Here is a 25,014-nt window from a genome sequence, read left to right on the forward strand (position 1 = left end):
TATGTCACCAAGACCGAAAATTGCGCTTGATAAAAATACGATTATGATCGCAGCAGCTGAGCTAGCGAATGTGCATGGAAGTGAATATGTAACCCTTGCAATGCTGGCCAAGAAGCTCAACATTAAATCGCCTTCATTATACAATCACTTTGATGGCCTGCCGGGTATTAAAAGGGAAATGGCCATTTTTTCACTACAGAAACTGTACATTAGCCTTGAGGAGGAAGCAGAGGGCAAAGCTCATGGGGAAGAAGCAGTATTGGCATTAAGCCAGGCGTATTTAACCTTTGCAAGAACAAATCCGGGACTGTACGAGTTCGCATTATCAGCACCAGCCCCTTCAGATGAGCAGGTTCATGAGGCTGGCAAAAAAATCGTTGAACTCGTCGTTTCTGCTATTGGACCTTTTGACCTTTCAGATGAGGAAGCAATCCATGCTGTCCGAGGTTTGAGAAGCTTGATGCATGGATTTGCATCACTGGAACAAAGAAGGGGGTTCGGGATGCCGCTGAATCTGGATGAAAGTTACCAGCTCGCAGTCGCAGCCTTTATCAAAGGCTTGAAAAAATAAAGCTAATTTTCATCTTCTGAAATAGATTCGAAAGCGACTCATATACATATGTATAGATGCAACTTTGAAAGAACAGGAGGCGCACTATGGATATATATGTGAGAAGAGGAGATTCATTTTGGTATTTCAGTAATTTGTTCAACATCCCTCTCCAGTTAATCATAGATTCCAACCGTGATATCGATCCGAATGCTCTGGATGTGGGGCAGACGGTTAGGATTCCTGGTTTTGCAGCGGTGGATTACCGGATCCGTGCAGGGGATACTCTTTGGAAGATTGCCCAAAGCAGAAATTTACAGGTGGATGCACTGCTGCTGGCAAACCGAAATATTAACCCAAACGGTTTGTACATCGGACAGATGATCAAGGTCCCATTAAGAATTACCTGGAGAATTGTCCAGGGGAAAAAGAATTATGATTATGCCTCACTGATGAGTGATTTGCGACGATTGGAAAATGTATATCCTTTCATGAGAGTGCCTTCGATTGGCAACTCAGTTTTAGGAAAAAGTATTCCGGAAACTCTGATTGGGAACGGAAATAAACGGGTTCACTATAATGGATCGTTCCATGCCAATGAATGGATCACCACTCCCATCATCATGACTTTTCTGAACGACTATCTTTTGGCTTTGACAAATAAGTCCTCCATTCGCGGACTGTCCATGCAGAATTTCTATGGACAGACAACATTATCGATTGTGCCGATGGTCAATCCTGATGGAGTCAATCTTGTGCTCAATGGGCCGCCTGAAGCAGAGCCATGGAATGAAAGAGTAGTAGAATTAAATAGAGGAAGCCAGGATTTCAGCGGATGGAAGGCCAATATCAGAGGTGTGGACCTGAACGACCAGTTCCCGGCAAAATGGGAGCTTGAAAAAGAACGCAATCCAAGTCAGCCTGGCCCGAGGGACTATGTTGGGCCAAACCCATTATCCGAGCCAGAAGCGGTTGCGATGGCAGAAATGACGAGAAGGCGCGATTTTGCCCGGGTTCTGGCTTTCCATACGCAGGGAGAAGTCATTTACTGGGGCTTTGAAAATCTTGAGCCGCCTGAATCAGAAACAATGGTCAATGAATTTGCCAGGGTGAGCGGTTACCAGCCGGTAAAAACTATCGAGAGCTATGCTGGCTATAAAGATTGGTTCATCCAGGATTGGCGCCGCCCGGGCTTTACCGTCGAGCTTGGCTTCGGAATAAACCCGCTGCCGCTATCGCAATTCGATGAGATTTATGAAGAAGCATTGGGGATTTTCCTTGCAGGACTTTATCTATGAAAATGCAGATCACCTGAAAAGGTGGTCTTTTTCTATATCAGCATCTGGATTTATCTGGTAAAATGAAAAGTGTGAGGGGGGATTTAGTTGACTTATTCAGGTAGGGCGCCAATATACATAATATCTTCATTGTTAGTTGTTATGCCTTTCTCAGCAAACTTCAACAGGTTCTTTCAATTACTGATTCCGATCGCTTTAGTTCTTATTATTTATCTGCGATTTCATTTAACGTTAACATCTCACCAGTTTGAATATAAAATAACTATCTCCAATATTACAATATACCGAAAAATCTTTACATCTGAGAATATCAAAAAAATAAAGTTCGGCAGGATTGGCTGGACGACGAAGAATGCAGTGGTAAAGGTTAGGGGAGGCTTCAATTTTAGTGTTGCCTACTTTAACAGCGAACAATTGATACGGGAGCTTGAAGAATTCGCTCTGGCAAATCATATCGAAATTCAAAAGACGAGGGACTATCAGCTTCTGGAAAAATACTATACACATAGCTAACAAAAGCATCGGACAGAGGCCCGATGCTTTTATCATATTTATTTTTCAAAAATGCTGTTGGAAAGAAGTCGGAACAGATAGTCTGTATGGTCGCGGAAGCCTGCTTCAAGACCAATAAGCGTTACGTCCTTATCCTGCTCTTTCACGATTACCGCCTTGCCCTGGGCAACCGTATTGTTTTTCCAATGGCCTGCTACAAAGAAGTCGGGATTGTCGTCAAATGTTGCAGATACCTTGTCGTTCTCGGTGTTTTCATACCAGACAGGGCGGTAAACAAAACCGATATCATCCTCGCCATATCCTCCTGTCACACCTTCACCGCTGTAATCGATCTTTGCAATGCCGTTGCTGCTGTAGCCTGCGACGACAATTTTATCATCGGTAAGTCCCAATGTCTTTGTCGCGATAGATGCACTTGCCCCGACTGCGATATACTTACCGTCACCCTGCAAAAATTCCTCAACATTCGCCTTGAAGCTGTCAAATTGTTCTGGACTCGTGAAGCCGAACTCCTTGTTTCCTTCACGCGACTGGCTTTTTGCAATCAATCCTTCGGTCCCACTGTATACAAAAACATCAAAGCCAGAAAGACCATTTTCAGCCACTTCTACAGGAGTCACTTCCGTCACGTTGAATCCCAGACGTTTCAGCGCCAGTTTGGTTCCTGAATGAGACTGAGCCTTGTTCATGCCGCCATCCTTCAAGATCGCAACCTTCATATCACTGACCTCAACTGCATCAGCCGGAACCTTCGCCGATTCAATGTGCAGTCCGGATTGTTTTACCGCGGCTGATATTACGTTCGCCGCTGCTTCTGTGTAAAAATTGCCTTCCTGATCGCGCTTAACTTGGACTCCTTGTTGAAGGAGTGTATTCACTAGGTTAACAGCTTTCACTGAACTATTCGGGATCAGGAATGGACCTTTGCCGCTGACAGAGCCTAGTTCCTGAATCTGATTTACTTTTGCAGCTGTTACAGCAAACTCGCTTTGAACCGCAATAGCCTCAAAGCCCCAGAGCTCTGGCAGACTCCATGCTGAGATATCATACATAGCATCAACGTCTTCAGTGATGTCCTCGCCATCCCACAGCATTGTATTGGCAAGGCCGGCTTTTGCCTGATCCATTTTTACGATATATGTACCTTTAGGATAAGACTTGCCTTCAGCTGTGAAGTCCTTGGAAGCCTGGACGACTTCAATATCATTTTTCTGCAGATGATTGACTGCCTTTTGTGTCACGGTTGGATCTTCAGGATCAACAGGAAGCACATAAGCAGTCGGGAAGAAGCCTTCTTCATGGAATGGGTGGTCAAAATTGATGCCGCGCTTGAACATCTCGATTTGGTCTTTGATCATTTCCTGCTTGTTATCTGTAGCATTTTTCAATGCGCCCATGATGGCGTCATACATCCAGCGAACGCCGTCCAGATCATTCGTTGGCGCTTCAAGCGTATGGCCGTATGCTCCGTGGTACATTGCATACATTGGCGTGAAGATCGGCGGATAATCATCCCAGCCTTCCGCGTCATCGCGCTGAGGAATGTAGGTTCCTTCCATTGACTGATAGAGACTGCCGGTAAAGCTTCCCTTGTTGGACATGATTTCGGTTTCCATCGCTTCTGCCTGGTCCATTGCCCACTTTTCATAAAGGTCATATTCATAATTGGGGTTGTGAGGAACCGTACAAGGTTCAATAAGACCCTGCTTGTTTGGTGCATAATTTTTTACATAGCCATGTGTATCAAGGAAGACCATCGGATTCCATTCCTTGATTAGGGCAACAGTTTCCTGGGTTTCCGGCTGTGACTGGGTGATGAAGTCACGGTTCAGATCGATTCCTTCACCGTTGAAACGTGTAGCATCAATACGTCCGTCAGGATTCTGGACAACATTGAAGATCAAGATATTATTTTCCAAAATTTCCTTCGTTGTGTCGTCATTCTCAAGTGCAAAGCGCTCGATCAGCTGCATGACCGCGTCACTGCCGATAAACTCAGTACCGTGGATGGAGCCATTGATCATGATTGGCACCTTGAAGTCAGGGTTATTTTCAATCCAGTCCTGTGCTTTTTCAGGGTTTTTGAACATTTGTTTTCTTAAAGCCTGAATCTTGCCGAACTTGCCTTGAGAGTCAGGCGAGGCAATCGTAACGACATATAGGGGCTGGCCTGTTGATGATTGACCCTTTACTTCAACCTTCACACGATTGGATTGCTTCTCGATTTGAGCAAGCTTGTCGCCGATTTCCGAGAATTTCATAAAATCATAGTTTTCGCTATTGAATAAGCTGCCATCCTTCTCTTCGTATGCATTTACATAGCTCCACTTTAAAGACTCAGCGAGCGCCGGAGTCCATGGTGAAGATGCCAGCAAACTTGCAGCTACTGCACCAGAGATAATTTTTTTATGCTTCATTTATGTATTCCTCCGAAATAATATTTTGTATATTTATACATAATAATTATTAAATATTATTTCGGCAATCGTACAAAACTCCTAAATATTTGTCTCGGCATCATAACCCTTGATTTTGCTTGGTTTTTTACGTAATTGGGAAATAAATCAGAATGAGGATATAGGAAGATAGTCACCAGGCAGAGGCAAAATTAAAAACAGGGCGGGTGGCCCTGTTTTATTGTGGCTGCATTGTTCGGTTGTGACGCTTGCGGTTCCACTGTCTCGCTTTATACTTCTGTTCAAGTTCAGCGACAGGTTTTGCAGCAAGTGCGTTCTTAAATTCAACTGGTGTCTGCTTTACTGAAAAAACAACAGTATTGACAGCTTTCTTTTTCTTCTCAAAATCAGTCATCAGCTTCTGTTGCTTAAACTTGAGTGAATCGGTTTCTTCTTTTATGGCATTCGTTTTGTTCTGTACCCGGGTTGCGGTCTCTTGAAGACTATCAATCGTAGGCTTGGCATCTTTATATGTTTTATAAACAACATACCCAAGATAACCGAGGGCTGCCACGATAACAGCGATACTTATATAAACAATGATCATAAAGCTTGCCTCCCTTTACATTAGTTCCATTACAAATACAATACCCAATTTAAGCTTGAACATAACTGCAATTCCGAAGAAAGGCGGAAATTGTTAATTTTGAAGTATTTGTGAAATGATGCACATACTTATTCTAAAGTGTGACGAACTTCACAAACAGGAGACTTAAATCACAATACAATTTAAACATAGAGGAAATATCATTAATGAAAACTCCGCATTCGAAATTATAGGAGGACAAACGAGATGAAAAAGAAACTAGTCATGATAGGAAACGGAATGGCAGGAGTAAGGACGATTGAAGAATTACTTAAACTTCAGCCAGATGGATATGAGATCACTATTTTTGGGGATGAGCCGCATCCAAACTACAATAGAATTATGTTATCTACAGTCCTTCAAGGAGATAAGTCAATCGAAGACATCATCATGAATGACTGGGAGTGGTATAAGAGTAATGGCATCCAGCTTTATACAGGGGAAGCGGTAGTCGAGATAGACAAGCAGAAGAATCAGGTAATATCCGACCAGGGACGTGTGGTAGATTATGATGAGTTGATCATCGCTACAGGCTCCAGCTCGTTTATTCTTCCGGTGCCCGGATCAGATAAAAAAGGAGTAGTCGGGTTTCGTGACATCCATGATTGTGAAATGATGATCAAAGATTCCGAGCAATATAAAAAGGCCGCTGTAATTGGCGGAGGGCTGCTAGGCCTGGAAGCTGCGAGAGGCTTGCTGAATTTGGGGATGGAAGTCGATGTTATCCATTTGATGCCGCATCTGATGGAAAGACAGCTTGATGAAACAGCTTCAGGAATGCTGAGAAAAGAGCTGGAAAACCAGGGCATGAATTTCTTGCTTGAAAAACAGACTGTGGAAATTTCAGGTGAGGAAAGGGTAACAGGACTTAGATTCTCAGACGGTTCCGAAATCGAGGCCGACCTTGTCGTGATGGCTGTCGGCATCCGACCTAATGTCCAGCTGGCCAAAGATAGCGGCATTTATGTCAACAGAGGGATAGTCGTCAATGATTATCTGGAGACAGATGTGCCGAATATATATGCCGTTGGGGAATGTGCTGAACATAGAGAAATCGTCTATGGCCTTGTCGCACCGTTGTATGAACAGGGTAAAGTACTTGCCGCCAACCTAGCAGGAATCCCAACGAACCCATATGAAGGCACGATTTGCGGAACCCAGCTGAAGGTATCAGGCTGTGACTTGTTCTCTGCAGGGGAGATTGGTGATGACGAAGGAACGAAATCAATCAAGGTCCACAATGAATTTGATGGTATCTATAAGAAAATTGTCATTCGTGACAATAGGATTGCCGGGATCGTGCTTTATGGTGACACCAAGGACAGCAATCGCCTGTTCAGGATGCTGACGAAAAGAGAAGACATCAGCGGCATGACAAGCGTCTCGATCCTAGAAACAAGTGGCTGCTGCGGCGGTGGAGAAGCAGGCGATGTAGCGGCGATGGCTGATGACGAGCTTGTCTGCGGCTGTAATGGTGTCACAAAAGGAACGATTGTCGACGCAATCCGTACAAATGAGTTGACTACTGTTGATGAAGTTGGTGGCTGCACGAACGCTGGCCGTTCATGCGGAAGATGTAAATCACTCATATCCGACATCCTCGCGTACACGCTTGGCGACCAATATGATACTTCGGCTAAAAAAGCAGGAATCTGCGGCTGCACAACTTTAAGCAAAGATGAAATTGTTGCCGAAATCAGGTCAAAAGGTCTTACGAATGTCAGGGAAGTCATGAATGTGCTCGGCTGGTCCCAAGAGGAAGGATGTTCGAAATGCCGTCCGGCAATCAACTACTACCTTGGTATGATAAATTTTGAAGGCTATAAGGATGAACGTGATTCAAGGCTGGTTAACGAGAAAATGCATGCCAACATCCAGAAAGATGGAACATATTCAGTTGTGCCTAGAATGTATGGCGGCGTGACGACTGCGGCAGACTTGAAGAAAATTGCAGAAGTTGCCGAGAAGTACGACGTGCCTTTGGTAAAACTGACGGGGGGACAGAGGATTGGCCTATTTGGTGTCAACAAAGAGGACCTTCCTGCAATGTGGGAAGACCTGGGGATGCCTTCTGGATATGCGTACGGGAAGACACTGCGTACTGTAAAAACCTGCGTTGGTGAAAAGTTCTGCCGTTTTGGCACACAGGATTCAATGGGACTTGGAATTGAGCTCGAGAAAAAGTTTGAGCGCCTTGATACACCGCATAAGGTCAAGATGGGAGTTTCTGCTTGCCCAAGGAACTGTGCGGAATCCGGAATTAAAGACATTGGCTTTGTCGGAGTCGATGGCGGCTGGGAAATCTATATCGGCGGAAATGGCGGAACAGACCTGCGTGCTGCCGATTTGCTTGATACCGTTAAGACAAAAGAAGAGGCATTAGAAATTACAGGAGCATATCTCCAATACTACCGTGAAACAGCTGCATATCTTGAAAGGACAGCACCTTGGCTTGAAAGAATGGGACTTGAACATGTCAAGGAAGTCCTCGCCGATGAGAATATGAGAAAGCAGTTAAACGATAGGCTGGACAAGACTTTGGAACGATATAACGAGCCATGGCAGGAAGCGATTTCTGATAACGGAATTAAAGAAAAGTACTATCAAGTACGCAAAGTTACGGTTGAATAGGAGGATGGATGATGATGCAGGAAACAATGGTTAGAGTCAAGCTTGCGGATTATGATTCCCTGCCTGTGGGGGCAGGGCAGGCAGTTACAGTAAATGGCGAGAATATCGTCTTGTTCCGGATATCCAATGGAGAGGTCAAAGCGGTTGAAAACCGCAGTCCACACAGAAAAGGCGGTACACTTGCTGATGCACTCGTAAGCGGGAAGTTTATCTACTGTCCAGTCTACGACCTGAAGATATCCCTGGAAGACGGGAAAGTTCAGGCTCCGGATACAGGCGAAGTAAAAACGTATCATGTTGAAGTAATCGAAAATGAAGTGTATATAACAATATGACCTAAGAGGGGGAACCTCTCTCTAAATGAAAGGCAGAAGCGCCTTGAGCTGCTCAAAGCTAACGCTTCTCGCAAGATACTCGAAGAGGCAACCTCAAGGATTAAAACTGGCTAGGCGCTGGAACTGGACACTAATCTAATTGTGAAAAGTTTATACTTTATACAGCAGTGAAAGGGCGGGAACACAATGGAAAAAGGAAGAGCATTTTTAGTCGGAGCCGGACCTGGAGACGTCCAGTTGATAACAGTTAAGGGGATGGAAGCAATCAAAAAGGCAGAGGTCATTCTATATGACCGCCTTGCCAATCCGAAATTGCTGGATTATGCTCCTTCAGATTGCGAACTGATCTACTGCGGCAAGCTGCCTGACCGGCACGTCCTTCGCCAGGAAATGATCAACGACCTTCTGGTTGAAAAAGTGCTTGAAGGAAAAATCGTTGTCCGCCTCAAGGGCGGCGATCCTGGAGTGTTTGGGCGGGTAGGCGAAGAAGCAGCTGCCCTGGCTGAAAATGGACTTTCCTTTGAAATTGTTCCGGGAATCACTTCGGGAATATCTGCGCCACTTTATGCAGGAATCCCCGTTACACACCGCGAATTTGGCGAATCCTTCGCGGTTGTGACAGCCCATGACAAATCTGAAAATGGCCAGCCAAAACTGGACTGGAAGGGACTTGCCACCGGTATTGACACCATTGCTTTTTACATGGGTATTTCAAATCTTCCTTATATCAGTGAAAGTTTGATCAAGAATGGAAAGTCACCAAATACCCCGGTCATCCTCATCCAATGGGGAACTTTCTCCCGGCAGCAGACTTTGGAGGGAACTCTGTCCAATATTGCCGCCAAAGCGAAGGAGATTAATTTTACCAACCCTGCCATTACCCTTGTTGGCGATATCGTATCACTTAGGGAAAAGTTGAATTGGTTTGAAAAAAAGCCGCTGTTTGGCAAACAAATTTTACTGACCCGAACGGGTACTGATGAAAGTGAACTAGCCAAAGAGTTGATGGATCAAGGAGCAGACGTGATTGAGTTTCCAAAGTGGAAAAAGGTTACTATACCTGTAGACAAGGTGGTAGTTAAGAGAATATCAGAATACGAACAGATTCTTTTTACATCTCCTGAAAGTGTCAGTGAATTCTTTGAAATCATATTCACTGAAGGAATCGATATCAGAAAGGTGAAAGCAGACTTTTACGGCTGTTCAACAAAGTCTGTTAAAGCATTGAATGAAAAAGGCTTTATTGGGGAATTGGAAGGGGAAATGCCGCTAACTGGCAAGTTGTTAGTTGTAGGTGACAGCGATTTTTCACAGGAGTATTCCCATGCTGAAATGTTCATAACGTCCAAGAAAGTCATCGACGAACAATTCACACCGATTTTTAAAAGGGTTCTAGAGGAAGCTTCTATTAATACAATCGTTCTGCCAAGCAGCAAATCTGTAAAAACAATTATTGAAGAAGGGATACTGAAGGAGATCATTCCGCAGCAGCTCCTGAAAACATCAAAGGTTGTTTGCATGGGAGTTAGGACAGCAGAAACTGTAGTGAAATTTGGTGTATATCCGAATGAGGTTTTAGAAGCACCAAATAAAACCGCCGTGATCGATTGTTTGGCCAGAAAAGAATCTGAACTGGCATTCGTGTAATGGATTTGTTTTTAAAGGAGAGAAAGATATGGAAGCAACGGTATTCATCAGCCATGGCAGTAGAAGTGAGCAAGGAAACAAGGTCTTTGTGTCGTTCATCGAGAAGGTGATTTCGACAGGGGAGGGTACGAATGCTGCCTATGGATTCCTTGAAAATGCCCGACCAACTATTTTCGAAGCGGTCGAAACATGTATTTTAAATGGAGCTTCATCAGTAACCGTCGTTCCGGTATTGCTGCTTCCGGGCATCCATGCAAATGTGGATATACCAGAGGAGCTGGAAAGGATTAAACAAAAGTATCCGGAAATAGAGATATTCTATGGCCAGCCGCTTGGTGTGAATGAAACTATATTGGAAATCGTCCTGGACCGTCTGAAGGAAAAAGGCTTTTCAGGTATGAAGTCAGAGACCATCCTGCTCGTCGGGCATGGCAGCAGAGACCCCCTGGCTGAGGCAGAATTTGAGAAGCTGGCAGGGCGGGTTCGGGAGGCAGTACAATCCAAAGTTGATACTGGGTATATAACGACTCAGCCTTTTTATGGAGAAAAGCTAATGGGAAGCGAGGTTCACAAGAAGGTGTACGTTCTGCCATTCTTGCTTTATACTGGCGGCTTTACTGTTAAAATGGAAGAAACAATAAATAGTATTTTGGTTCAAAATCAGGAAAGAGAGATTGTCCTGTGCGAACCAGTCGGCTTCGATGACCGTCTTGGTGAGCTGCTTCTGCAAAGAGTTGATGAAGCAAGTTTTAAAAAAAGTCTTCGCTAATGGAATTGTGAAAATCGCCAATAAAGTTGTGAAAACCGCCAATAAATTTTTATTTTCGCCAATAAAGTTGTGAAAACCGCCAATAAATTTTTATTTTCGCCAATAAAACTGTTAACTCCGCCAATAAAATAAAATTCGCAATCAACATTGCCGATAAATGGAGAGTGAAAGCATGCTTTACCCTATGAATCTACGGATACAGGATCGGGATGTCGTGGTAATAGGCGGGGGCAAAGTCGCTCAACGAAAAGTCCTGGGCTTGCTGGATGCTGGCGCAAAAGTGAAGGTAGTGAGCCCGGAATTAACAAGTGAATTGCTGCGACTATCCGAAACAGGCAAGATTTCCTGGCGGCCTGTGCCCTATGCGATTGAAGATCTTGATGGGGCATTGCTCATCGTTGCCGCCACTAATGACCGAGAGACGAATCTGTCAGTTAAAAGGGATGCAGCACCAAATCAATTGGTTAATCTTGCAGATGATCCGGAAAAATCGGACTTCCAGGTTCCATCCGTGATGAAAAGAGGCAAATTGACGGTTGCCGTCTCGACATCTGGTGCGAGCCCGGTACTGGCTAAGAAGATTTGCCGCCAGCTGGAGCAGGTGTTTGATGAACAATATGACAGCTATCTAGATTTCCTGGCAGCCAGCCGAAATGAAATCAAAGCGGCTGTCAAAGATGAAACAGTAAAAAGGAAGCTTCTAAGAACAATAGCAGACGAGAGTTTCGTAAAGGACCCCTTTAGGGAAGAAAGGTTTGCCAGGCTGCTTGAAGAAGTGAAAGGTGAGGAGGGAAGGTAAAGCGTGCATGCGCACAATTACTTCCCTCTTTTTTTGGTTCAAATGTCGAGCTTCGTATAAGGTAGGCTGGTTGCGATTGAGGAAATCCGTAAGTCCTTTTTTCACATTAATGTTCAGTTTTAACAAAGAAATGCTGTTTAGATGAAGGGATATACTGGAAATGGTATACTAAACAGGATGATTTTCAGGTTAGGAGTCTTTTTTATGAATAAATTTGTTGTGTTCCTGAAAGGAAAACGAAATGGCAAACTGGATTCCAGCTTGCTGGCAAGGCATATTGAACATCTTAGGCAGTTGAATCAGGCGGGACAGATGGTGATTGCCGGTCCTTTTAAAAATAACGAGCAAGCCATGCTCATCCTCAACTGCGATGGTATCGATGAAGCAATCAGATTAGTGGAAAAAGATCCATTCATCAAAGAAAAATATTACAATACATATGACATCAACGAATTGATCGTCGCCAATGAGGAAAATAACTGGCTGATGGAAAACTCGCAAACGAAGGGCAATCTGGTCCACTAATAAAAAAAGAGCCTTCCAGCAAAGCTGGAAGACTCTCTCTTGTAGTGCGATTATTTTGTTTCAACCTCAACGATGACTTCCTCAGTCACAGTTTCAGCCTTCTCATCAGTCGACTTTTCAAAAACAGCCAGTACTGCAGAAATAATAGCAGCAAACTTCTTAGCGACTTCACTTGCATATAAGCTAGCTTTAGACGCAGCTTTATTGTCAGCAGAAGGGTTTACTGTTTCTTCTTCAACAGCAGTATCATCAGTAGCAACTTCCTCGGTCACTTCTTCAGTAGCAGTCTCGTCAGTTACAACTTCCTCAGTCACTTCTTCAGTAGCAGTCTCGTCAGTTACAACTTCCTCAGTTACTTCTTCAGAAGCAGTTTCATCAGTTACCACTTCCTCAGTCACTTCTTCAGTAGCAGTCTCGTCAGTTACAACTTCCTCAGTTACTTCTTCAGAAGCAGTTTCATCAGTTACCACTTCCTCAGTCACTTCTTCAGTAGCAGTCTCGTCAGTTACAACTTCCTCAGTCACTTCTTCAGAAGCAGTCTCGTCAGTTACAACTTCTTCAGTCACTTCTTCAGCAGCAGTCTCGTCAGCGGCAACTTCTTCAGTCACTTCAACTGACAAAGCAACAGCCGAATTTTCGTTAGCTTTCTCTTTAGCAACATCGCTAGCGTTGAAAGCTTTAGAGTTCTTTTTGTTAGCAATAGAAGGAGATACTTCTATGTTTTCTTCAGTAACCTCTTCTTCAGAAGCAGTTTCGTCGGCAACAACTTCCTCAGTCACTTCTTCAGTAACAGTTTCATCGACAGTAACCTCTTCAGTTACTTCTTCGGAAGCAGTTTCATCAGCGGCAACTTCTTCAGTCACTTCTTCAGTAACAGTTTCATCAACAGCAACCTCTTCAGTTACTTCTTCGGAAGCAGTCTCGTCAGTTACAACTTCTTCAGTCACTTCTTCAGCAGCAGTTTCATCAGCGGCAACTTCTTCAGTCACTTCTTCAGTAACAGTTTCATCAACAGCAACCTCTTCAGTTACTTCTTCGGAAGCAGTCTCGTCAGTTACAACTTCTTCAGTCACTTCTTCAGCAGCAGTTTCGTCAGCGGCAACTTCTTCAGTCACTTCAACTGACAAAGCAACAGCTGAATTTTCGTTAGCTTTCTCTTTAGCAACATCGCTAGCGTTGAAAGCACTTGACTTCATTTTGTTGGCAATAGAAGGAGAAACTTTTTCGTCTTCTTCAGTAACGTCTTCTTCAGTAACGTCTTCTTCAGTAACGTCTTCTTCAGTAACGTCTTCTTCAGTAACGACTTCTTCAGTCACTTCAACAGACAAAGCAACAGCAGAATTTTCATTAGCATTCACCTTAGCTGTTTCACTTGCGTTGAAAGCTTTTGAATTAGCTTTGTTAACAGCAGAATTGTTCACTTTTTCTTCAGTGTCGTCTTCTTCTGTATCTTCATCTTCATCTTCTTCTTCAGTTTTCACTGTTGCATCTGTATCAAGATCGATATCTTCAGAATCAGAGTCATTTTCTTCTTCTTCATCTTCAGTTTTTACAGTTGCATCTGCATCAAGGTCGATGTTTTCAGAATCCTCTTCAGATTCTTCCTCTTCTTCATCTTCCTTTTTCATTTCAGTGTCAGCGTCAAGCTCAGCTTCTTCATCTTCTTGCTTTGTTGCTGTATCTTCTTCAAGCTCAGCAGTTTCTTCTGATTCAGCATCTTTCTCAGTGTCATCAGTTACAACTGGCTCTGCTTCAACAACCTCATCAACAACTGGCTCCTGAGTCACAACTTCTTCAGTTGGAACTTCCTCAGCAGGAGCTTGTTGAACAGTTGAATGAACTGCTGCGTTTGGTGCTGCGTTCTTTTTAGCGGTTTCACTTGCATGAGTGCTAGCCTGTGATTTCGCTGCTTTTTCTTTAGCTTCCGCTTTTGGTGCTTTTACCTGAGGCTTGGCAGCAGGCTTTGCGGGAACAGCCGGTTTAGCTTTTACGTTAGCTTTCTTAGCAGTCTGTGCCTGTGCTGGTTTCACTGCGTGAGATTGTTCAACTTTAACTTTTTCAGGTCCTGCAGCTTGAGTGAATTGACCACCAGTCAGTACCCCGATTGATAATACTCCAGCTAACATAAAAGACTTCACAACTTTAGTTCCATTAATATAGTTATTCATTTTAATAATTCGCTCCCTTTTAATTAACGTTATCCGTGGCAATTGCGTCGGTATACGGTAAAAAAGCAGGAGCTTTGAGCGGTGGCGGTGATGGCGGGGCATTGACCCACTGGCTTTGAAAAACAGCAACTCGCGATGTATAAGGCTGTAGGAGATTAAAGTTAAATGATTCATCCCAAACAAACCACTTATCGTTAATGAAAGTGCTCGCGTTTCCATAACTTGTCCTGTCACTTGACGGCCCCCCTGAAGCCTTAGTGCGTGAAGGAGGGGTAGGAAGGTTATCTCCCTTTGGAAACCTCTCATGTTGGGATGAATCGTGTTCATCTTTTTCAACTGGAGGTGTTTTTTTGATTGCCGCTTTGGCCGTTCTTTTAACATTGGCCGGCGTCTCTGCGGAATCTCGGGATGGCTCAACCTTTTCCTTTAACCCAGGTGATCTGCGCTGTGTTTCTTTTGCATAATCACTCTTATTATGTATGGATTTTAAAGCATCTTTATTTCTTTGTTTAATGTTATGCTTTGTCTTATGTTTTACCTGTTTTGACTTCTCGTTGACCAATGCCTTAGCCTGTTGAGGCAGGGCCGCTTTCTCACTTTTCTTGAGTGATTGAGCTTTCCTATTGGATTTAACTGCATCAGCAGGCTTCTCTTTCAGCTTTGACTGGGCTGGTTTTTGAACGACTGGCTTCTGCACCGGCTGTTTTTTGGCAGCAGGTTCTGCTGGAGTTTTTTCAGAAGTCCTGGCATTCTCAGCCTTATCTGGCAGAGTAACTTGTTCAGCAGCTACAGGCTGTTGAGGCTTTCCGGCATTTGACCCTTTTTCAGCAAAAGCGTTGTCAGGCACCAACATAGCTGTACCAGCAATAAAGCCTGTAATGATCAGTTGTCGGAAGTGCATTCTTTCACCTCCTTTCATAGCGGTTTTCTATCTTTCCGAAATAGCATTCTAGTTTTCAAACCTTTTTTTGTCGGTTTTTGAAGGGTTTTATAACAAACCATTCTTTTAGCCTAAAAAGATATGCAAAGACCTGATACGATTTACCTTTCTTTTTGGTACTTATTAATTTGAGTGGAAAATTAATGGAATTATTCTTACTTGCCCTTTTATAAAAAAGGAGTAGAATGATAGTTATGCTTTAACCGTTTAAATGAAAGAAGGAAACAACATGAAAAATCTTCAAATCTATTTAATCCTTACAGGGGTCATGTTTTTGTGGGGAATGAATGTAACGGCCCTAAAAGTTATAGTAGGGAATTTCCCGCCAATCACGATCACCTCGCTCCGCGTCTTCACGGCTGGAGTCTCGGTGTTTATCATTCTATTTTTCTTGAAAAAAGTACGGCTGCCATCCAGGCAGGAGTGGATATATATATTCGGCGGCGCAATCCTGAATGTCACTGGCCACCATTTATTCCTTGGCATTGGCTTAAAAGTGACATCTGCTGTTAACGGTGGACTGATCCTCGGAATGGGACCATTGCTGACGGCTTTGATGGCGATTTTATTTCTTGGTAAGAGGCTGACATTTGTACGTACACTCGGTTTTATCTTCGGAGGGATTGGCGTTTCATTGACTGTGATGGCAGGTAGCGCTGGAGTTGCAGGCATGTCGATTGGCGACTTTTATGTCTTTCTTTCCATTCTTTCACAGGCGATCAGCTTCATCATAATCTCCAAAGCAGCGAAAACTCTCGATCCCCGATTGTTAACGGGATATATGCTGATCTTCGGTTCAATCCTGATGTTTTTCATCGGACTGTGGAAAGAGCCGAGTGGATTAACAAGCTTAGGAAGTGCTTCGATCGGAGTGTGGAGCGTATTTTTCGCATCAGCGATTTTCGCCACGGCAGTAGGGCACATGCTCTACAATTACGCAATCGGCAAGGCCGGACCAGCGGAAGCATCCATTTTCCTGAACTTGAATACATTCCTCTCAATCTTGTTCGCAGCCATCTTCCTCGGGGAGAATATTACCTCATCTCATCTCTTAGGACTGATATTCATCGTGTCCGGCGTTATCTTCGGTTCAGGAGCACTTGAGGAATTGGTTCTGAGAAACAAGATGAAACGGAACGCAGCTTAATATTATTATAGGGGCAGGGCTTCGGCTCTGCCCTTTTTGCATAATAAAACACCCGACTGGTATTAAAACGGGCGCAACTGGAATTAAATTAATGCCAACTGGAATTAAAACAGCATCAACTGGAATTAAATTGAGTCCAACTGGTATTAAAAAGCGATTTTGCGGCCCAACGGGGATAAAACTCGTTCCAGCGGGGATTAAGCTTGATTCAACGATGAAAAAACAATTTCCATGAAGAATAAACAATGGAATTAGATCAAGTTTCAGCTGGCCGGAAATTTAGGTCATGGCTCAAGGTTGCAAAGTGTCCATTTTCCACAAAAACCGTCCTGATTTTGGACAGTTGTCGCAAACGGTCTCTTTATTTTCATGCAAAACAGACCTGGCACGTTTCTTGCTTTATATAAAACTAATAATTTTATAAAAGTGGAGGTCAGGCAAAATGAAAATGAGTGAAGCAAGAGCGATTGTTACAGGCGGAGCGTCTGGATTAGGAGAAGCGACTGTCAGGAGGATTGTAGAGCAAGGGGGAAAGGCTGCGATACTTGATTTGTCAGTGGAACGAGGCGATGCTCTCGTCGAAGAACTTGGGGAACAAACAGTTTTTATAAAAACTGATGTAACGAGTGAGGAAGAAGTATCGAATGCAATCAACAAAGCGATTGAATCATTCGGATTGATTAACACGGTTGTGAACTGTGCTGGGGTTGGAGTTGCCGGCAAGCTGTTATCACGAAAAGGTGTCCATTCCCTGGACATGTTTTCAAAAGTGATTTCCATCAACTTGATCGGAACCTTCAATGTCATCAGGCTCGCTTCAGAGCAGATGTCGAAAAACGAAGCGAATGAACTTGGTGAGCGGGGTGTCATCCTAAATACAGCATCTGTGGCTGCGTTTGACGGCCAGATCGGGCAGGCTGCCTACAGCGCTTCGAAAGGAGGAGTTGTCGGTATGACACTGCCGATTGCAAGGGAGCTTGCTGCATATGGCATAAGGGTCATGACAATTGCCCCTGGTTTATTCCACACCCCGATGTTCGATTCGCTGCCTGAAGAAGCAAGGGACTCGCTTGGTAAAATGGTGCCATTCCCGCAGCGGCTTGGTTATCCCGAGGAATATGCCCAGCTTGCTGAAAGCATCCTGACAAATCCAATGCTGAATGGCGAAACAATCCGTCTGGATGGAGCCATCCGCATGCAGCCGAAATAAGTCTGAACCAAGCCCTTTCGACCAAGGATGAAAGGGCTTTTTTATGGTAAAATTTTCGCGTTGTTGAAATTCCAGAAAACGAATATGATATTTTTGCAATATAATATTTCTAGAGAGAGCAGGGGACAACTAGAGTGACAACAAAATTTGTTAGAATATTCATACTTTTACTTCTGGCAACTGGGGTTTCCTTCCCGCAATTCGCTTCTGCGATGGCGGAAGTGACTTCCTTCAGCCAGTCATCAGGAACGGTTGCTTTTCAGGGAAACAGTGTACCAGGTTATGTTACTTTCGAACTGAAAACAAGCGAACCAACCCGCGGGTATATTTTAGCAGTGGGCAATGGCATCCAGACAAAAATCAATCTATCCACGATGGATTATAAAACAGTTCATAAAATGGATTGGGTGCCTTGGGATGATACAAAGAAAATTCCGCTCCCAGCTGGGGAATACCAATTGAAGGCTTATATGACAGACCAGGGATACAACCAGATCAGCGGCTATCCGCTTGGAAAGCTGACGGTTGTCTCTGAGACAAGTCCAAAGCCATTGTTCGATCAGGTGGCAATTAATCCGGCAGTGTTTGCTCCAAAATACGGCGGAGCGTCAACAGTCCAGATTCCTTTCAATCTTAATCGACCGGCCGAAGTGCAACTGAGCATTTGGCAAAACGGCTCCGAAATTTACGCAGGCAGTAAAATGAAGCTGCTTCCTGGCAGCCATTCTGTTAGCTGGAACGGAACAGATAAAGCTGGCCGAATTGTCGCGGATGGAAATTATGATGTCCACTTCAAGTATATTGAGACAGCATACAACTATCCAGCTACGACACAGTCAGCACAGAAAGCAGGCGCGGTTACAGTCAAAGATGGCGATTATAATATCCCGCAATGGAGACTGAAAGAGGTCGTAAAGGACGCTGTCTTCACTTCTGATGTCATCAGTCCGGACGGCGATGGTGTTAACGACACTGTTACTGGACAATTTACATTGGCAGAGCCGGCAAAGGTATCCATTTATATTGCGAATGCCGCAGGCGCGCATATGAAAAATCTCGTTACTGAACAGCCATTCCAGGCGGGAACCCATACTTTTGTATGGGACGGAACCGACTTTATGGGAAGCAAAGCGGTTAACGGAAATTACTTTGTTAAAGTTATGGTGATCGAAGGAGCGAATGCAGGCTATATCTCTTTCGCGGACTCAGTGCGGTTTGAAGGCGGCTATGAGTTCAAAGCGCTCCAGCCTGAAAAACGTGTCAGGGTGATTGCGGAGACAGCGAAGCTTTCTGTCTATCCAATGGACCAAGGCTATACCGCTGTAAAAGGTGATACCTTCCCGCTCATGTCAGAAACAATCGAGAATGGCAAGTATCAGGTACTAGTCAAGGAAGGTGTGTCAGGAACAATCAATGTAAACGATGTTGAGCTTGTTGTTGAAACGACTGTACCAACAGTACCAAACACAATGGAATACACTGTTGTCAGTGGTGACACTCTCTGGAAAATCGCAGCTAAATTCAACACGACCATTTCAGAAATTGTCGCCCTGAACAATCTTGATCCAAATAAATACTTGTATATTGGACAAAAGCTACAAGTACCGGCGACAGTTTCACCTGAACCAACACCGCAGCCTGTTATCCACACGGTGCAAACAGGTGATACTCTCTGGAAAATTGCCCAGAAATATGGCAAAACAATTGATGCCATTGTAAAGGCGAACAATCTTGACCCAGCCAAGTACCTGTATATCGGCCAAAAAATCACGATTCCATCTTCAACTACAACTCCAGAACCACCACTAGTCCAGCCTGTCATCCACACAGTTGTCAGTGGTGACACGCTTTGGAAAATCAGTGTTAAATATGGAACAACAATCGATGCAATCGTGAAAGCGAATAATCTAGACCCGGCCAAGTATCTATACATTGGCCAAAAAATTACGATTCTACGCTAGTTCAAAGCCTGCTCCTCATTTGGGAGCAGGCTTTTTATGTTCAATAAGTGTACCTTTACCTTTTAGTGCTATATAATTGTAGTTATAATATTCAGAAATCTCCCGTATAAGAGGAGGGAAAATATTGATTGAATTCAAGGATATTGTGACTCCTGTCGACTGTGACGTCACGGTAGAAACAACATTGCAAGAGGCGCTTGAAATTTTTAAAAAGAAGAAATGGAATCTGCTTCCCGTCACAGACACCGAACGGAATTTGCAGGGTGTTTTTACCCGGAGCGGGCTTTATCAAATGATACTGGATGGCAGTCCGCTCTATGCACCAATCCAGCCATACATAAAGAAGCAAGCAAGGTCGATCCGTATTGATACCCCTTACCGGGAAATTGAACAAATTGTAAAAACGAGCAAGGTTGGCACCGGAGTTGTGTTGGATGAGCAAAAAAAGGTCATCGGTTTACTGACCAAGACAGACATGGTGGGCGCTCTATTGAAATCTGCGAATACACTCAAGGACCAGCTGGAAACAATCCTTCAGCATTCCAATATCGGGGTACTCATGACTGACGGCGGGATGCAGGTAGTTTATGCAAATGAAGCTTTTGCCAAAATCAGCGGCCGGTCTGTTGATTCAATAATGTCCAGGGAGCTTGATGAGATTTTTCCCGGCTTGCTGAGAGAAGAAAATTCGCCTCACCATTATGAAAAATTTAAATCGATTCTTCATATCTCTTCCTATGAAACAGTGAATCATGAAAAAGGGAAGATCCTGTTGTTCCAGGATATTTTTGAATTTGAAAAAATGGCAGAAGAACTGGAGACGGTCAAAAAGCTGAAGCTGACAATCGAAACGACGCTCGAGAACGCATATGATGGAATCCTGATGACAGACGACAAGAACATGATCACAATGGTCAGCCCTCCACTTCTCGAACTGTTCAACCTGGAAAAAACAGAAGTTTTGTATAAACCAGTTGATCAAATACTTCCTCAACTGAAGCTTGGCAATGTATTTAGTACCGAAATGGCGGAAGTCAGCGATTTTCACGAAATGAACGGAATAAGATATATTGTCCATCGAATCCCAATCAAGAAGGATGGCAAGGTAATCGGAGCGATTGGAAAAGTGATGTTCCGCCAATTGAATGAAGTCAGCGAGTTATTCAAAAGGCTTCAAAAAGCCGAGAACAAGGCAAGCTTTTACCATCAGCAGCTGCAGAAATCAGAGTCTGCCAGATTTACATGGGATCATATTTTCAGCAAAGATTCTTATATGGAAAAATTAAAGAAAAGTGCCGCCAAAGCAGCTAAAGGCAGATCCACAGTACTGGTCAGGGGAGAAAGCGGGACAGGAAAGGAATTGTTCGCGCATGCAATACATAACAGCAGTGCCAGGAGCGATGGCAAGTTTGTTGTCGTCAATTGTGCCGCTATCCCAGAGGACCTGCTGGAATCGGAGTTTTTCGGATATGAAGAAGGTGCCTTCACGGGGGCAAAGCAGCGTGGTAAAATCGGCAAGTTTGACCTGGCGAATGGCGGAACGCTTTTCCTCGATGAAATCGGCGATATGTCACTCTCCCTCCAGGCAAAACTGCTGAGAGTCCTGCAGGAGCGAGAGTTTTACAGGGTTGGCGGAAATGTCCGGGTGAAGGTCGATGTCCGTATTATCGCAGCGACAAACCGCAACCTGGAAGAGATGGTAAAACAGGGAGAGTTCAGGGAAGACCTATACTATCGCCTGAATGTCATATCGTTGAACATCCCGCCGCTAAGGGAACGTGTCCAGGATGTCGAATATCTGATCACTGGTTTAATGAAAGAATTGAACTCGATGCTGGGCACGAGCATCACCGGCATCTCATCGCAGGCAAAGTCGGCACTCCTACGCTATGAATGGCCGGGCAATGTGCGAGAACTGAGGAATGTCCTTGAGCGCGCTATGACCTTTGCCGAGCATGGGAAAATTCAGGCGGAGGACCTGCCAGATTATCTAATCTCGCAACTTCTCAGCCCGCCTACCGAACAAATCAGCCTTGCAGAAGATGCCGAGCTGGGCGCAATCAAAAAAGCCCTCATACAGACGAACGGAAACAAAGCAAAGGCAGCAAAACTGCTGGGCATCAGCCGTTCAGGTCTTTATGAAAAAATAAAGAAATACCAGCTGAGTGTGTAGGAAAACTTGATGTAATCAAAGAATGCTTCCATCGAAAACAATTTTTGGTGCCACTTATTTTTTTGGCAGTTTGCTATTGGTGGGAGCATCAGGGCCGAATGCATAAAGATTAGCTTAATTGAGTTAAACCGAACTGGAAAAAACATGAGCTTTTTTCCAGTTCGCCAATAAAGTTGTGAACTCCGCCAATAAATCTCGGAAATCGCCAATAAAATTGTGAAAACCGCCAATAAAACCAGAACAGCCAAATAAAATTATGAAAATGCACCAATAAATGCAGGATGATTCAGGAGAATTGTGAATCATCTCTTAAAAAGTACAAACACTGGCCAATAATTTGCAGGAGATAGAATTTTAATAGATTATTTAACCGCTTTCTTCTAATAGTGTAATTTTTCCGTCAGCAACCAATAAACTACTCCTTAAATGTCCAAACACAGTGTCCATTTTTCGGACACTCTGGAGGACGTACACTCTGATTACTGCTTGATTTTATTGCAATCATCATTTTCGGAAAATTGGCATAATTATTGCATATGAAAATATGAATGCGTTTTCAAATTTAACCAAGGGGGAAGTTGTGTATGGATATCGGGTCATATTTAGCGCAAAATGCCAGGAAAACACCAGAGAAGCTTGCGATTGAATGTGAAGGAAGGAGCTATACGTACAAGCAGTTTAATGAGGAAGTGAACAAGCTAGCTCACGGACTGCTCAGCCTGGGGATTCACAAGGGCGATAAACTTGCTTTAATGATGAAGAACTCTGATCAGTTTGTGTTTGCTTTTTTTGCAGGAGCTAAAATTGGTGCGGTGATTGTGCCGGTGAATTTCCGCCTGACAGCATCCGAGGTCCATTACATACTGGAACAGTCCGGCACTGTGTTGGTGATTTGCGATGATGAATTTGAGGACATCATTAATTCAGCACGTGAAGGAACAAATGCAGCACATGTCATCACGACTGGAACCCCTAAAGCAGTTGGCCATCATTCATTGAATCATGTCCTTTCCGATAAAGTCACTGATCCACTAATCGAAGTCAGGGATGATGATGATCTGGAAATCTTGTATACCTCCGGGACGACTGGCAGACCAAAGGGGGCGTTATTTGACCATAAAAGAGTCTTCAATGTCGGCTTGACGATGATGATCAGTATGGGCATCAACCAGGAGGAAAGAATCCTCCATATCGCCCCGCTGTTCCATTCGGCACAGCTTAATCTATTCTTGGTTTCGGGCGTCGTCCTTGGAGCAAGCCATATCATCCACCGTGATTTCCACCCAGTCACAACGCTTCAAGCCATCCAACAACATAAAATCACCCACTTCTTTGGAGTGCCGGCGATGTACAACTTTATGCTGCAGGTGCCGAATGCTTCTGATTACGACCTTTCTTCGATCAAAAGATGCGGCTATGGTGCTGCACCAATGGCTCCGGAACTTGTCCGAAAAAGCATGGAACTTTTTAGGACTGACCAATTTTACAATCTTTGCGGCCTGACCGAAGCTGGTCCTGGCGGCATTCTGCTAGGTCCGGAAGGGCACAGGCACCACCTTGGAAAGGGAGGGAAAGCCGCATTCCTGACAGAAGCTAGAGTGGTGGATGAAGAAGGTAAAGATATCAAGTCTGGTGCAGTCGGTGAGTTCATCATCAAAGGCGAATCCATCATGAAAGAATACTATAAGAAGCCTGAAGAAACGGCTAAAACAATTAAGGAAGGATGGCTATATACCGGTGACCTTGCAACGGTCGATGAGAACGGATATATCACACTGGTCGACCGGAAAAAAGACATGATCATTTCCGGCGGGGAAAATGTATACTCCATTGAAGTAGAGGAAGTACTTTACGAACATCCTGCTGTTCTGGAGGCAGCAATCATTGGTCTACCGGATGAAGTCTGGGGAGAAGCAGTCTGTGCAGTCATCGTACCAAAGCAGGATGAAGCTGTAGACGAGCAGCAGCTTAAGACTTTCTGCCGCCAAAAACTTGCAGGCTATAAAGTTCCAAGAAAGATATTCATAGAAGAAGTATTGCCAAGGAATGCTTCTGGTAAAATCCTGAAATACCAACTTCGCCAGAAACTGAATGAAGTGAAGCTTTAATAGTTTGAGAGAAAAGGGGAGATACAAAAATGAAACACCCTTATTTAACGGATGACCATGAAATTTTCCGCAGGTCACTTAGGAAGTTCTTAGAGAAGGAAGCATATTCTTTTTACGACCAGTGGGAAGAAGAGCGAATGATCCCGCGATCCTTCTGGGAGAAGATGGGTGAGCAGGGATATCTTTGCCCAGACATCGATGAAGAGTATGGCGGCAGCGAGGTCGACTGGGGATTTGCTGTTGTCATCAACGAAGAGCTCGAGCGGGTGGGCTCAGGCCTCGTTGGAGTAGGGTTGCATAATGACATAGTCGTGCCTTATATCACGGCTTATGGCACGGAAGAACAGAAAAAACGCTGGCTGCCAAAGTGTACGACAGGTGAAATCATTACGGCGATCGCGATGACTGAACCAGGGACAGGTTCGGATTTGGCGAACATTCAGACGACAGCCATTCTTGATGGTGACCACTATATTGTAAATGGACAAAAAACCTTCATCACCAACGGGATTCAGTCTGATTTGATTGTTGTAGCCTGTAAGACCGATCCGAAAGCGAACCCGAAGCATAAGGGTGTCAGCTTGCTTGTGATTGAGCGGGATACACCAGGTTTTTCCCGAGGGAGGAAGCTGAACAAGGTGGGGCTCCACTGTCAGGATACGGCAGAGCTTATATTTGAGGATTGTCGGGTGCCAAAAGAGAATTTGCTTGGAGATGAAGGGAAGGGGTTCCTTTACTTAATGGAAAAGCTCCAGCAGGAACGCCTGCTTGTTGCGATTGCTGCACAGACAGCATCTGAAGTCATGCTCAAGCAGACGATTGAATACGTAAAAAGCCGCGAAGCCTTTGGCAAGCCCGTCAGCAAGTTCCAGAATACACAATTCAAGATCGTCGAGATGGCGACGGAAATCGAAATGGGCAGGGCATTCCTTGATCAGTTAATTGCCGAGCATATCGAAGGCAAGGATGTTGTCACAAAAGTATCGATGGCAAAGTGGAAGCTGACAGACAGCGCGAAGAAAATCGCCGCGGAATGCATGCAGCTCCATGGCGGTTATGGATATATGGAAGAATACGAGATTGCGAGGAGATTCCGTGATATCCCGGTTGCCAGTATTTACGCCGGAACGAACGAAATCATGAAAACCATCATTGCTAAAAACCTGGGATTGTAGACATAGATTTGATTAGCAGAAAG

The 25,014-nt window shown here is 44.2% G+C and carries 19 protein-coding genes; 15 read left to right on the forward strand and 4 right to left on the reverse strand.

Annotation, left to right across the window (positions count from 1 at the left end; genetic code table 11):
• The first annotated feature begins 1 nt into the window (after position 1).
• The 3 genes from CD004_RS03855 to CD004_RS03865 all read left to right on the forward strand — a co-directional run bounded on the left by CD004_RS03855 (position 2) and on the right by CD004_RS03865 (position 2,361).
• On the forward strand, positions 2–571 hold the full coding sequence (locus tag CD004_RS03855; RefSeq protein ID WP_102261568.1) for a TetR/AcrR family transcriptional regulator: 570 nt from the start codon (positions 2–4) through the stop codon (positions 569–571).
• A gap of 86 nt (positions 572–657) precedes the next feature.
• A complete protein-coding gene (locus CD004_RS03860) occupies positions 658–1,848 on the forward strand; it encodes a M14 family metallopeptidase (protein ID WP_102261569.1) in 1,191 nt (396 codons plus the stop codon).
• A gap of 87 nt (positions 1,849–1,935) precedes the next feature.
• On the forward strand, positions 1,936–2,361 hold the full coding sequence (locus tag CD004_RS03865; protein ID WP_102261570.1) for a hypothetical protein: 426 nt from the start codon (positions 1,936–1,938) through the stop codon (positions 2,359–2,361).
• A gap of 38 nt (positions 2,362–2,399) precedes the next feature.
• Here the strand turns inward: CD004_RS03865 and CD004_RS03870 are convergent, their stop codons facing one another.
• A complete protein-coding gene (locus tag CD004_RS03870; protein WP_102261571.1) occupies positions 2,400–4,778 on the reverse strand; it encodes a M14 family zinc carboxypeptidase in 2,379 nt (792 codons plus the stop codon).
• 217 nt (positions 4,779–4,995) lie between these two features.
• Positions 4,996–5,364, reverse strand: a complete 369-nt coding sequence (locus CD004_RS03875; protein WP_102261572.1) for a DUF948 domain-containing protein — start codon at positions 5,362–5,364, stop codon at positions 4,996–4,998.
• Positions 5,365–5,610: 246 nt separating this feature from the next.
• On the opposite strand from CD004_RS03875, the gene nirB reads away from it, so the two are divergent.
• From nirB to CD004_RS03905, 6 genes are all read left to right on the forward strand, one after another.
• Positions 5,611–8,034, forward strand: coding sequence for a nitrite reductase large subunit NirB (gene nirB / locus CD004_RS03880; protein WP_102261573.1), 2,424 nt, complete (start codon positions 5,611–5,613; stop codon positions 8,032–8,034).
• A gap of 8 nt (positions 8,035–8,042) precedes the next feature.
• Complete coding sequence (locus CD004_RS03885) at positions 8,043–8,369, forward strand: nitrite reductase (NAD(P)H) small subunit (RefSeq protein ID WP_233434942.1); 327 nt, start codon at positions 8,043–8,045, stop codon at positions 8,367–8,369.
• A 186-nt stretch (positions 8,370–8,555) separates the two neighbouring features.
• Complete coding sequence (gene cobA, locus CD004_RS03890; RefSeq protein WP_102261574.1) at positions 8,556–10,016, forward strand: uroporphyrinogen-III C-methyltransferase; 1,461 nt, start codon at positions 8,556–8,558, stop codon at positions 10,014–10,016.
• A gap of 28 nt (positions 10,017–10,044) precedes the next feature.
• A complete protein-coding gene (locus tag CD004_RS03895; protein ID WP_102261575.1) occupies positions 10,045–10,785 on the forward strand; it encodes a sirohydrochlorin chelatase in 741 nt (246 codons plus the stop codon).
• Positions 10,786–10,957: 172 nt separating this feature from the next.
• The gene (locus CD004_RS03900) at positions 10,958–11,584 is read left to right on the forward strand and encodes a precorrin-2 dehydrogenase/sirohydrochlorin ferrochelatase family protein (protein WP_158651482.1); all 627 of its coding nucleotides are present in this window, start codon (positions 10,958–10,960) and stop codon (positions 11,582–11,584) included.
• A 204-nt stretch (positions 11,585–11,788) separates the two neighbouring features.
• Positions 11,789–12,109 (forward strand): YciI family protein, encoded by a 321-nt coding sequence (locus tag CD004_RS03905; protein ID WP_158651483.1) that lies wholly within the window; start codon positions 11,789–11,791, stop codon positions 12,107–12,109.
• A 50-nt stretch (positions 12,110–12,159) separates the two neighbouring features.
• Here CD004_RS03905 and CD004_RS03910 read toward each other — a convergent pair whose 3' ends face one another.
• Both CD004_RS03910 and CD004_RS03915 read right to left on the reverse strand, forming a co-directional pair.
• The gene (locus tag CD004_RS03910; RefSeq protein WP_102261578.1) at positions 12,160–14,277 is read right to left on the reverse strand and encodes a hypothetical protein; all 2,118 of its coding nucleotides are present in this window, start codon (positions 14,275–14,277) and stop codon (positions 12,160–12,162) included.
• 19 nt (positions 14,278–14,296) lie between these two features.
• Positions 14,297–15,178 carry a hypothetical protein gene (locus tag CD004_RS03915; RefSeq protein ID WP_102261579.1) on the reverse strand — a complete coding sequence of 294 codons (882 nt, stop codon included), beginning with the start codon at positions 15,176–15,178 and terminating at the stop codon, positions 14,297–14,299.
• Positions 15,179–15,446: 268 nt separating this feature from the next.
• On the opposite strand from CD004_RS03915, the gene CD004_RS03920 reads away from it, so the two are divergent.
• From CD004_RS03920 to CD004_RS03945, 6 genes are all read left to right on the forward strand, one after another.
• Entirely contained in the window at positions 15,447–16,364 is a 918-nt protein-coding gene (locus tag CD004_RS03920; protein ID WP_102264985.1) for a DMT family transporter, read from the forward strand.
• A 442-nt stretch (positions 16,365–16,806) separates the two neighbouring features.
• The gene (locus CD004_RS03925; RefSeq protein ID WP_102261580.1) at positions 16,807–17,574 is read left to right on the forward strand and encodes a 3-hydroxyacyl-CoA dehydrogenase; all 768 of its coding nucleotides are present in this window, start codon (positions 16,807–16,809) and stop codon (positions 17,572–17,574) included.
• A gap of 134 nt (positions 17,575–17,708) precedes the next feature.
• On the forward strand, positions 17,709–19,535 hold the full coding sequence (locus CD004_RS03930) for a LysM peptidoglycan-binding domain-containing protein (RefSeq protein WP_102261581.1): 1,827 nt from the start codon (positions 17,709–17,711) through the stop codon (positions 19,533–19,535).
• Positions 19,536–19,659: 124 nt separating this feature from the next.
• Positions 19,660–21,708, forward strand: a complete 2,049-nt coding sequence (locus CD004_RS03935) for a sigma-54-dependent Fis family transcriptional regulator (RefSeq protein WP_102261582.1) — start codon at positions 19,660–19,662, stop codon at positions 21,706–21,708.
• Between the two features lie 584 nt (positions 21,709–22,292).
• On the forward strand, positions 22,293–23,816 hold the full coding sequence (locus CD004_RS03940; RefSeq protein WP_102261583.1) for a class I adenylate-forming enzyme family protein: 1,524 nt from the start codon (positions 22,293–22,295) through the stop codon (positions 23,814–23,816).
• A gap of 29 nt (positions 23,817–23,845) precedes the next feature.
• Positions 23,846–24,991, forward strand: coding sequence for an acyl-CoA dehydrogenase family protein (locus CD004_RS03945; RefSeq protein ID WP_102261584.1), 1,146 nt, complete (start codon positions 23,846–23,848; stop codon positions 24,989–24,991).
• Positions 24,992–25,014 lie beyond the last annotated feature (23 nt).

The organism is Mesobacillus jeotgali (genome assembly GCF_002874535.1).
In the GTDB taxonomy this organism is placed as follows: Bacteria; Bacillota; Bacilli; order Bacillales; family Cytobacillaceae; genus Mesobacillus; species Mesobacillus jeotgali.